The organism is Anaerotignum lactatifermentans DSM 14214 (genome assembly GCF_900142265.1).
Classification (GTDB): Bacteria; Bacillota; Clostridia; order Lachnospirales; family Anaerotignaceae; genus Anaerotignum; species Anaerotignum lactatifermentans.
In genome coordinates this window covers 1-8,361 of sequence record NZ_FRAH01000107.1, presented here as the reverse complement: position 1 = coordinate 8,361, position 8,361 = coordinate 1, and the positions used below count along the sequence as shown (strand labels likewise).

Below are 8,361 nucleotides of genomic sequence, written 5' to 3'. Positions count from 1 at the left end.
CGATACACGAACCCTGCTCATTTTTCAAAAATACGATTTGCAGGGCTTAGGTGGGTGTTTTTGTCTTTTTGAAACATAGCTGAAAGTATATCTTTCAATATTGTTTTTATCTTGACATATCACCGCTGGACTTCTGACAAAAACTATTTTTTCCATCATATCATAAAAGCACATAAAAAACTGCGCCATTGCACCAGAAAATTCTTACGAATATTTTAAAACAAAAAAAGAGAGCATCCAAAAGATACTCTCTGAAACAGCGCGAGACGAGATTCGAACTCGCGACCCTCGCCTTGGCAAGGCGATGCTCTACCACTGAGCCACTCGCGCATAAGATATCAAATTTTTTTCAGAAAGCAGGATACGTAGAAAGCGCGAGACGAGATTCGAACTCGCGACCCTCGCCTTGGCAAGGCGATGCTCTACCACTGAGCCACTCGCGCATAAAGTATCCGCTTCCTATGAAATTGCTTCTGTGCCTGATGACACAAAAAGCGCGAGACGAGATTCGAACTCGCGACCCTCGCCTTGGCAAGGCGATGCTCTACCACTGAGCCACTCGCGCATAAAGTATCCGCTTCCTATGAAATTGCTTCTGTGCCTGATGACACAAAAAGCGCGAGACGAGATTCGAACTCGCGACCCTCGCCTTGGCAAGGCGATGCTCTACCACTGAGCCACTCGCGCATAAAGTGCCCAGAACCGGAATCGAACCAGTGACACGAGGATTTTCAGTCCTCTGCTCTACCAACTGAGCTATCTGGGCATATACAGATTTCTACCATCAAAAGGAAGTGCCCGAGACCGGGATCGAACCGGTACGAGTGTTACCTCGCAGGATTTTAAGTCCTGTGCGTCTGCCAATTCCGCCACTCGGGCTTATCCTGTCGTCGTTTGACGGCTTGTTAATAATACCAAAAGAAAAAGACTTTGTCAACGGGTTTTTTCAAATTTTTTTTGAAGAAGTTTTTCTCACCTCAAATCATAGCCAAAAAAGCCATAATTTCTGGCAATAAAGGGGAATCTGCCTTTTTCATTCCCCTCTTACCATGTATACTCTACCAAAACGTTACCCTGCGCATCTGTCCCCATCATAGATGATACACCATACTGATTTTTCTGATATTCTTCCAGTATATGATTTCCATAAAAATAGCCATCCTCCCGCACCGGCAGCGTTCCCTCATAGTACACTTCGTTGTTTTCCAGTCTGCTCAAGGTATACTGTACTTGTGTCACACCATCTACCTGACAGATACCATAGAGTACGTCCATATCACTCTGATACTCTCCCCAAAGGGGCGGCAAACGCAGTCTGTCATCCTCTGGAAAAACATAATGTCCGCCGCTTCTGCTGCCCCAGAAAATCCCCATGTGGCGTTCCATGACACAATAATTCAGATTCTGTCCCCATTTTCCCAGTATGAAATATGTACCTTCAGCGCCTTCCCCTTCCAATAGGATTTCCTCTGACGGTCCAACATGTTGATACTTTTCCTCAGCGGCAAAATATTGATGGGGTGTCAGCCTGTAATCAAATAATTTCATATACCCACCCACACAAATTGCCATCAGCAGCAAATACAAAAGAATCTGTTTTTTCCGTTTCATAGGTCTTCCTCCTTTTGGAGCAGGGAAATTTCCATGTCAAATTGACGTCCTTCCCTATCATAAATAAAATGGCACTCTTTTGCGTCAGCTGGAAAATCTGGATAAGTTATGCTGCCCGCTTCGTAATAAATTCCGCTAACTTCAATCTGTGTATTACGGGGGCGAAATTGGCTGGTATAATTTTCTCCGTCTGTCAGATAGCAGTCATAAAAGTCAAAGGTTCCAGTCAATGCTGTAGAAAACAGTTCCTGATAGGTAATGTACTTTAATTCCATATCGCCATTTTGATAATACCGGAGTTCTTCCACACCCACGACCATATCATCTACTTTTACCTGTCGATTCACTTCCACGGTATAGACCAGATTCTCCGGTGTTTCTTCATATAGTTCCGTAAAAAACCGGTCCACAGCTCCATATCCCGTACCAATGGCACGGCATCCACCCACGGAAATCACAGGCAGACCAAAGGCAATAAAAATCAGTATAAACAGCCTGCGTACCCACAGCCACACGTACCCCAAAACAGGATTATGGGCTTCATTCAGCTCTTTTCCCAATTCCTCGCTGTCCCCCATATAATCCACCGTCAGCTGTGCCGCCTGTTCCTCGTCAATGTCCTGGGAAAGCAGGTCTTCGTATAAATCCTCCATATGCTCCCGCAACTCCTGCCCAATGGCACGGCGGTCAAAGCGGAATTTCACATGGGAAGTCACTGCTTTGATGTAATTTTCAAATAGTTCCTTAGCCATGTCATGTTCCCCCTTCTGTCTTACACCTACTGACTGTCTTTTCCTATCACTTCTCCGGCTGCATTTTTGCAGATGACTTCTTTCACCCAATAATTCATTGTTCTTGGTACATAGGAATCCAAAGCCATACTGAAAAATCCATTTTCCCCCACAGGAATGGTATACCGTCCAACGTCCTGCCAGTCATTTTTCTCAATGTTCCAACCTTCCAAAACACAGACTACTTCCACAGCATCCGTTTCCCTTGTCTGCCCCACGATAATGTCCTCTGAAACCCATGCTCTTGTCTTTACTTTCACCGGAAAATAACCATCCCAGTGTTCATTGGTATGCTTCCAGAAAATCCCCAGAATTGGCTTTGCCGATACCATATAAAATCCCTTTTCCTCCATCCCTGCCAAACACAGACAGCCATCATCCCGCTGACCAACTTCTATGACCTCTGCTGCAGGTCCCAGCCACTCTGCTTTTTCCGCACTGCGAAAAACGGCTTCCGGTGTCAGGTGATAGCCCCCTTGCCACAAAAACAGCAAAGCCGTCAACGCAATCAGAATGATATTTCTTACAATCTGCTTTTTCCGTTTCATTCTGCCATCACCCGCCCTTCTGTCAGGGAAACCTCAATTTCTTTTTCATATCCTAAGAAAAATATAATCCTGTCCGCTTCCGGCGGCACATCATATATCCACTCTCTGCCTTTTTTATAAAACAGAGAATTGCTGGCAAACAATCCACCATCTCCAGTGCAGACTTCTTCTCCTGCATAAATTTCCGCACCAATGCCGCTTCTTCCCAGACCGCCACTAAGCCATGGATTCTGGCGGATGGTATAGGTATATTCCAAAGTGCCGTCGTCGTAATATCGAATTTCCTCTATCTGCACCTCGCTGCCATAAAGCTGCGCTTCCAATACTGGCGAAATGGTATAAACCACATTCCCATTTTTGTGTTCTATCTGCTGAAAGTAGGTATCTCCAAAGCTAACTCCTTGGATGATTCCCCATCCGACCAATACAACCACACAAAGCCTTGCCATCCACCTTGTCACCAGCCAAATCCAGCCCCAAAGAGGATTATGGACTTCGTTCAGCTCCTTGCCCAATTCCTCGCTGTCCCCCATGTAATCCACCATCAGCTGTGCCGCCTGCTCCTCGTCAATATCCTGTGCAAGCAAGTCTTCGTACAAATCCTCCATGCGCTCCCGCAATTCCTGCCCAATGGCACGGCGGTCAAAGGGAAATTTCACATGGGAAGTCACCTCTCGGATATATGTATCAAATTTTTCTCTCTCCATGACTTCCCTCCTTTAAGGTCTTGCCTTTCGTTCTTTCACATCTTCATATGCCCAACCGCCAACAGAAGAAATCTGCGGCTGATGTCCTTCCACATCATATTCCTTTCCGTCTTTGCCCAAACCTTTTCGGTATACCACTTCCCCTGCAGATGTTCTGCCTTCCACATAGCCCACATAAAACATGTCGGCTTTTTCCTGCGGAAAGTCCATTTTCTCATGGAAAAAACCATTTTCCCCAACAGGCAGTGTAATTTCTTCCACAGGCTTCAAATCCTCCACTTCATCCTCCATGGAATAAAACAGGCAGGTCACTTCCGTAACTTCCACAGCAGAGAAAGCCCCACCAGAACACTTTCCTTTGTGAGCCTTGCATCCACATCCCCGTACATGGAGTGGTATCCTTCCACATCCACATCGGTGGACATTCGCCAGAACAACCCCAAATATGGTTCCACCGGAATCACCGAAAGACCATTGTTCCATTTTCCCACATAAATCTGACTGCCATCTCCTCTGGGATAGGTCAGAAGGATTTCTTCCGATGGTCCATAACGCAGCCCTCGTTCCGCTCCGTGAAAGGCAGCTTCCGGTGAAAAATAAAGTCGATTACTCCTGACCCATAGACCGCCGCAAAGAATCAACACCAGCAGGAACAAAACACATTGTTTGATTCGTTTCATTTTCATCACCTGCTTTTATACATCTGCACCCTTTATAAATATGGTCTCACCAGACTTTCCTTTTGCTTCCACATGCTCAACGGTGTATCCATATTCTGTCGACGCCTCTACAGGCAAAGAGGTTTCTCCATAGAAAAATCCATCTTCCCCGATTTCCATAGTTAGTTCCTTTACAAAAACAGACGCTTTTTCCACTTCGTCATAGACATACAGTTTGCACGTAACTTCTGTGGCTTCTGGCAGTTCACACAAGCCCACAATGTAGTTCTCCTCTGTCAAAAACGCCTCCACAGGTTCCTCCATGAACAAACAATGCATATTACCATTTATAAGGTCAGTGCTTTTCCAAAATATCCCCCATTTAGGCTCTACACCAACCACAGAAAGCCCTTTTTCCCAACGTCCCACCAAAACCTGACTGCCATTTTCTTTTTCATAAGTCAGCAAAATTTTATTTGATGGACCATAACGCAGCCCCTGTTCCTCTGCCGCCATAGCTGCTTCCGGTGACAAATGCAGTCCGCTTCTCCAAAAAGCATATCCGCCACAAAAGAGCAGGACCAGCAAGAAAATAACGATCTGTTTTCCACGCTTCATTCTGCCATCACCCTGCCTTCTGTCAGGGAAATTTCAATGGGTTCTCCCCAGCCATTGCCCAAATCCGCATTTGCCCGGATTTCCAGCCGGTCCGCTTCTTCCGGTACATCCCTCAGCTTGATTTGACCTTTTCCATAATAACGTCCGTCTTTATAACTTCCTTCCCCATTGTAGCACTGTGTTTCTCCCACATAAGGAAAGGCACGGATTTCAAAAGTCCAATATTCATCTCTGGAAAAAGGATTTCGCCATGTGGCATAATCCACTTCCATCCTGCCGTCCTCGTAGTACACAATTTTATCGATATACAAAGTATAATCGTAAACCTGTTTTTCCACATCAGGAGAAATGGTATATACCACTTCACTGGCAGAAGCAGGGTATACTTCAGCGAAATACCCTTTTGCAATGCCGATACCTGTATCCAAAAGACCAAAAGCCGTTTTTGCTGCCACCACAATGCAAAGGATGCCTAATATCAGCCAAACATACCCCAGAACAGGATGATGGGCTTTATCCAGCTCTTTTCCCAGTTCTTCGCTATCTCCCATGTAGTCCACAGTCAGTTCTGCCGCTTGTTTCTCATCAATGTCTTGAGAAAGCAGGTCTTCATACAAATCCTCCATGTGTTCCGCCAGCTCCTGCCGGATTTTCCTGCGGTCAAAGGCAAAACGCACATGGGATACCACATCATTCAAGTACCGTTCCCAAGGTTCCCGCATAGCCACTCCCCCTTATGACACGCTCCACAGAACCGCAGAAGGTTTCCCACTGCTTCTTTTCCTCTGCAAGCTGTGCCTTGCCTGTCGCCGTAATACGGTAATACTTCCGTTCCTTGCCGCTTTCCGTTTTGGCGCGATAGGACTTCACCAGATTTTGGCTTTCCATGCGATGAAGTACAGGATACAGTGTACCTTCTTTAAACTGGAATACATTCTGACTTCTGGCACTGATTTCCTTGATGATTTCATAGCCATAACAGTCTTTTTCCGCCAACAAGGACAAAAGCATCAATACCGTACTGCCGCCTACCAATCCCTTATCTACTGCCATAATCATTCCCTCCTTTATACTTAGATTCTCTAGGTATATTATACCTTGTACATCTAGGTATCACAATGGGCATTCTGTGGAAAAAAGTGTACCTTTCTGTGTGCATTCTGCCATATACTGTGGAAAACAACGTTTTTTCTGTGGAGAAATCCACAGAATCTGTGGACAACCCTGTGGAAAAAGCATAGCAAAAAAGGGATTTCTTTAGGAGTATCCTCATAAGAAAACAAAAAAGCTGAAATTCTTATAGAATTTCAGCTTTTCTTATTTTTATAAAAGTTTTATCTGGTATGTTTTCTTAAGGGGATTCTGCTTTCGAGAACCCCTTTTCCTGTTCCCTATCTCATTTTTGCTTTCAGAAAACATCAATCGTCATAATCTTTTTCTGCTTTCAGAACATTGCCGCTTGTGGCATCAATTTCATATTCGTATTCCATATTGCCTACGCGGAATTCGATTTCGTATTTCTGTCTGCCGTCATCATAATCCAGTTCGGTTTTTTCATACCGTACATTGGAAGAAGAAACGCCAGCATGTTTCAGAGCGATTTTTCTCGCTTCATCTGCGGAAATCACAGATGTGCTGCTGGGTTTGCTGTAGTTTTCCGCATCGTAGTCAACTTCTACAATTTTGCCTGTTGCCGCATCGATGGTGTAATCGTATTCCCGATTGCCTTTGTAAAATTCTACTTCGTAGTATTTTCTGCCATCGTCATAATCTGTGCCCGCTTTGACAAATTTCACCTGGTTTGCTTTCAGTCCAGCATCTTTCAGAGCAATCGCCTTCGCTTCTTCCAGACCGATGTCTTTTGTTGTTTCGGGACGTGTCCAACCGTCTACATCGTAGTCAACATCCAGAACTTTGCCTGTTGTCGCATCGATTTCAAAATCGTATTCTTTGTTGTCAGTATAGAATTCCACATCGTATACCCAACGTCCATCATCATAATCCAGTTCTGCACGAATGAATGTCACATCTTTTGCCAGCAGATTGCTGTAGCCCAGCGCGATGTTTTTCGCGGATTTTCTGCCGATATATCCCTGTGCGATTTCTTCTTCCTCTGTTTCAAAGCTGTCTGCGTCAGTTACAGTAAAATCACCGCTGAGGGTAATGGTTTTCGTACTGTTATTCCATACCACATCTTTGTTCATGATTTCACCGATAGCACGCAGAGGCAGGTATGTGCTGCCGTTGTACAGAATCGGATATACCCGCTGACCGGTTACAGAATAAAATTCTTTTTCATCATCTTCCACTACAATGGTAAAGTCCGGGCGTTCCTGTACACGGATATCTTTTTTGCCGATATAGGGATTGTCTTTGTTAGAAGAAGTGGAATCCCTTTCGCCGCTGATAGTAATGACTTTATTCTTTTCATCCCAGTTTACATTCTTGCCCATCAATTCCCCAATGGCACGCAAAGGCAGATAAGTTGTGCCTTCATACAGGATAGGATACACCGCATCGCCGCTGGATGTTTTAAAATCCACTTCGTCACCATTCACAACGATGGTAAAATCAGAGCGAAGCTGCGCATCTGCTGTACGGATTGTTGCCCCAAATGTTGGTACCGCCATTGCTGCTGCCATAATTGCCGCTGTCACAATCGCAAAACGTTTCTTCATAAATAAGACCCCCTTTTCCAAACTCATCTCCTAGTTTTTTGATATAATTTATTTGACATCATTATATCATACTGTGGAATTGATTTCCAGTCACTTATATATTTTGAAATACAACTTCAACATATTTGTAATCTGGTTGTAATATAACAAAAAAAGACAAGCATTTCTGCTTGTCTTTTCAGTGGGCGGAGAAGGATTCGAACCTTCGAAGCTATCGCAACAGATTTACAGTCTGCCCCCTTTGGCCACTCGGGAATCCACCCATGTAGTGAAGTTATTTTTCGTTTATAAAATACCGACCTGACATTGCTCGCAATGTCACGAGGGATTTTATGAAAAATGACGGAACGGTTTTTCTTTCGTCAGAAAGAAAAAACATACCTTAGCACAGTGAAGTTATTTTTCTTTTATAAAAATCCTGCACTGTGAACGCTCAAAATAGAATAGTGATGATTTTCAACCTATACTCCATAGAAAGGAGGTGATCCAGCCGCACCTTCCGATACGGCTACCTTGTTACGACTTCACCCCAGTCACTGGCTTCACCTTCGGCGGCTCCTTCCTTACGGTTAGGTCACCGACTTCGGGTGCTTCCAACTCCCATGGTGTGACGGGCGGTGTGTACAAGGCCCGGGAACGTATTCACCGCGACATGCTGATTCGCGATTACTAGCGATTCCAGCTTCATGTAGTCGAGTTGCAGACTACAATCCGAACTGGGACTGGGTTTTTGTGATTTGCTTAACGTC

Annotated in this window: 10 protein-coding genes, 7 tRNA genes and 1 rRNA gene; all 18 read right to left on the bottom strand. The window is 44.7% G+C overall.

Going from position 1 to position 8,361, the window contains the following annotated elements:
* Positions 1-258: 258 nt before the first annotated feature.
* Positions 259-330, bottom strand: a tRNA-Gly gene (locus BUB35_RS17185).
* Positions 331-371: 41 nt separating this feature from the next.
* Positions 372-443, bottom strand: a tRNA-Gly gene (locus BUB35_RS17180).
* Positions 444-493: 50 nt separating this feature from the next.
* Positions 494-565 (bottom strand) — tRNA-Gly (locus BUB35_RS17175).
* A gap of 50 nt (positions 566-615) precedes the next feature.
* A tRNA-Gly gene (locus tag BUB35_RS17170) sits at positions 616-687 on the bottom strand.
* Between the two features lie 6 nt (positions 688-693).
* Positions 694-766, bottom strand: a tRNA-Phe gene (locus BUB35_RS17165).
* Positions 767-795: 29 nt separating this feature from the next.
* Positions 796-879, bottom strand: a tRNA-Leu gene (locus tag BUB35_RS17160).
* A gap of 165 nt (positions 880-1,044) precedes the next feature.
* Complete coding sequence (locus tag BUB35_RS17155; RefSeq protein WP_072853746.1) at positions 1,045-1,611, bottom strand: hypothetical protein; 567 nt, start codon at positions 1,609-1,611, stop codon at positions 1,045-1,047.
* On the bottom strand, positions 1,608-2,363 hold the full coding sequence (locus BUB35_RS17150; protein WP_072853744.1) for a permease prefix domain 1-containing protein: 756 nt from the start codon (positions 2,361-2,363) through the stop codon (positions 1,608-1,610). The genes BUB35_RS17155 and BUB35_RS17150 overlap by 4 nt, the downstream gene beginning before the upstream one ends.
* Positions 2,364-2,389: 26 nt before the next feature.
* Entirely contained in the window at positions 2,390-2,950 is a 561-nt protein-coding gene (locus BUB35_RS17145; RefSeq protein ID WP_072853742.1) for a hypothetical protein, read from the bottom strand.
* Complete coding sequence (locus BUB35_RS17140) at positions 2,947-3,657, bottom strand: hypothetical protein (protein ID WP_072853740.1); 711 nt, start codon at positions 3,655-3,657, stop codon at positions 2,947-2,949. Before BUB35_RS17140 ends, BUB35_RS17145 begins: the two co-directional genes overlap by 4 nt.
* A 12-nt stretch (positions 3,658-3,669) precedes the next feature.
* Positions 3,670-3,984 (bottom strand): hypothetical protein, encoded by a 315-nt coding sequence (locus BUB35_RS17135; RefSeq protein WP_143185491.1) that lies wholly within the window; start codon positions 3,982-3,984, stop codon positions 3,670-3,672.
* On the bottom strand, positions 3,966-4,337 hold the full coding sequence (locus BUB35_RS17130) for a hypothetical protein (protein ID WP_072853736.1): 372 nt from the start codon (positions 4,335-4,337) through the stop codon (positions 3,966-3,968). The genes BUB35_RS17135 and BUB35_RS17130 overlap by 19 nt, the downstream gene beginning before the upstream one ends.
* Before the next feature lie 15 nt (positions 4,338-4,352).
* On the bottom strand, positions 4,353-4,934 hold the full coding sequence (locus BUB35_RS17125) for a hypothetical protein (protein WP_072853734.1): 582 nt from the start codon (positions 4,932-4,934) through the stop codon (positions 4,353-4,355).
* A complete protein-coding gene (locus BUB35_RS17120) occupies positions 4,931-5,656 on the bottom strand; it encodes a permease prefix domain 1-containing protein (RefSeq protein WP_072853732.1) in 726 nt (241 codons plus the stop codon). Before BUB35_RS17120 ends, BUB35_RS17125 begins: the two co-directional genes overlap by 4 nt.
* Complete coding sequence (locus BUB35_RS17115) at positions 5,625-5,987, bottom strand: PadR family transcriptional regulator (protein WP_022253690.1); 363 nt, start codon at positions 5,985-5,987, stop codon at positions 5,625-5,627. The genes BUB35_RS17120 and BUB35_RS17115 overlap by 32 nt, the downstream gene beginning before the upstream one ends.
* A gap of 365 nt (positions 5,988-6,352) precedes the next feature.
* On the bottom strand, positions 6,353-7,612 hold the full coding sequence (locus BUB35_RS17110) for a PepSY domain-containing protein (RefSeq protein WP_072853730.1): 1,260 nt from the start codon (positions 7,610-7,612) through the stop codon (positions 6,353-6,355).
* A 182-nt stretch (positions 7,613-7,794) separates the two neighbouring features.
* A tRNA-Tyr gene (locus BUB35_RS17105) sits at positions 7,795-7,875 on the bottom strand.
* A 211-nt stretch (positions 7,876-8,086) separates the two neighbouring features.
* Positions 8,087-8,361: ribosomal RNA gene (locus BUB35_RS17100) — 16S ribosomal RNA — on the bottom strand; the annotation flags it as partial.

Bases quoted from the DNA above. Each gene is read 5' to 3' on its own strand.
- BUB35_RS17145 (WP_072853742.1), bottom strand. From the start codon at position 2,950: ATGAAACGGAAAAAGCAGATTGTAAGAAATATCATTCTGATTGCGTTG.
- BUB35_RS17120 (WP_072853732.1), bottom strand. From the start codon at position 5,656: ATGCGGGAACCTTGGGAACGGTACTTGAATGATGTGGTATCCCATGTG.
- BUB35_RS17130 (WP_072853736.1), bottom strand. From the start codon at position 4,337: ATGAAACGAATCAAACAATGTGTTTTGTTCCTGCTGGTGTTGATTCTT.
- BUB35_RS17150 (WP_072853744.1), bottom strand. From the start codon at position 2,363: ATGGCTAAGGAACTATTTGAAAATTACATCAAAGCAGTGACTTCCCAT.
- BUB35_RS17155 (WP_072853746.1), bottom strand. From the start codon at position 1,611: ATGAAACGGAAAAAACAGATTCTTTTGTATTTGCTGCTGATGGCAATT.
- BUB35_RS17125 (WP_072853734.1), bottom strand. From the start codon at position 4,934: ATGAAGCGTGGAAAACAGATCGTTATTTTCTTGCTGGTCCTGCTCTTT.
- BUB35_RS17110 (WP_072853730.1), bottom strand. From the start codon at position 7,612: ATGAAGAAACGTTTTGCGATTGTGACAGCGGCAATTATGGCAGCAGCA.
- BUB35_RS17140 (WP_072853740.1), bottom strand. From the start codon at position 3,657: ATGGAGAGAGAAAAATTTGATACATATATCCGAGAGGTGACTTCCCAT.
- BUB35_RS17115 (WP_022253690.1), bottom strand. From the start codon at position 5,987: ATGGCAGTAGATAAGGGATTGGTAGGCGGCAGTACGGTATTGATGCTT.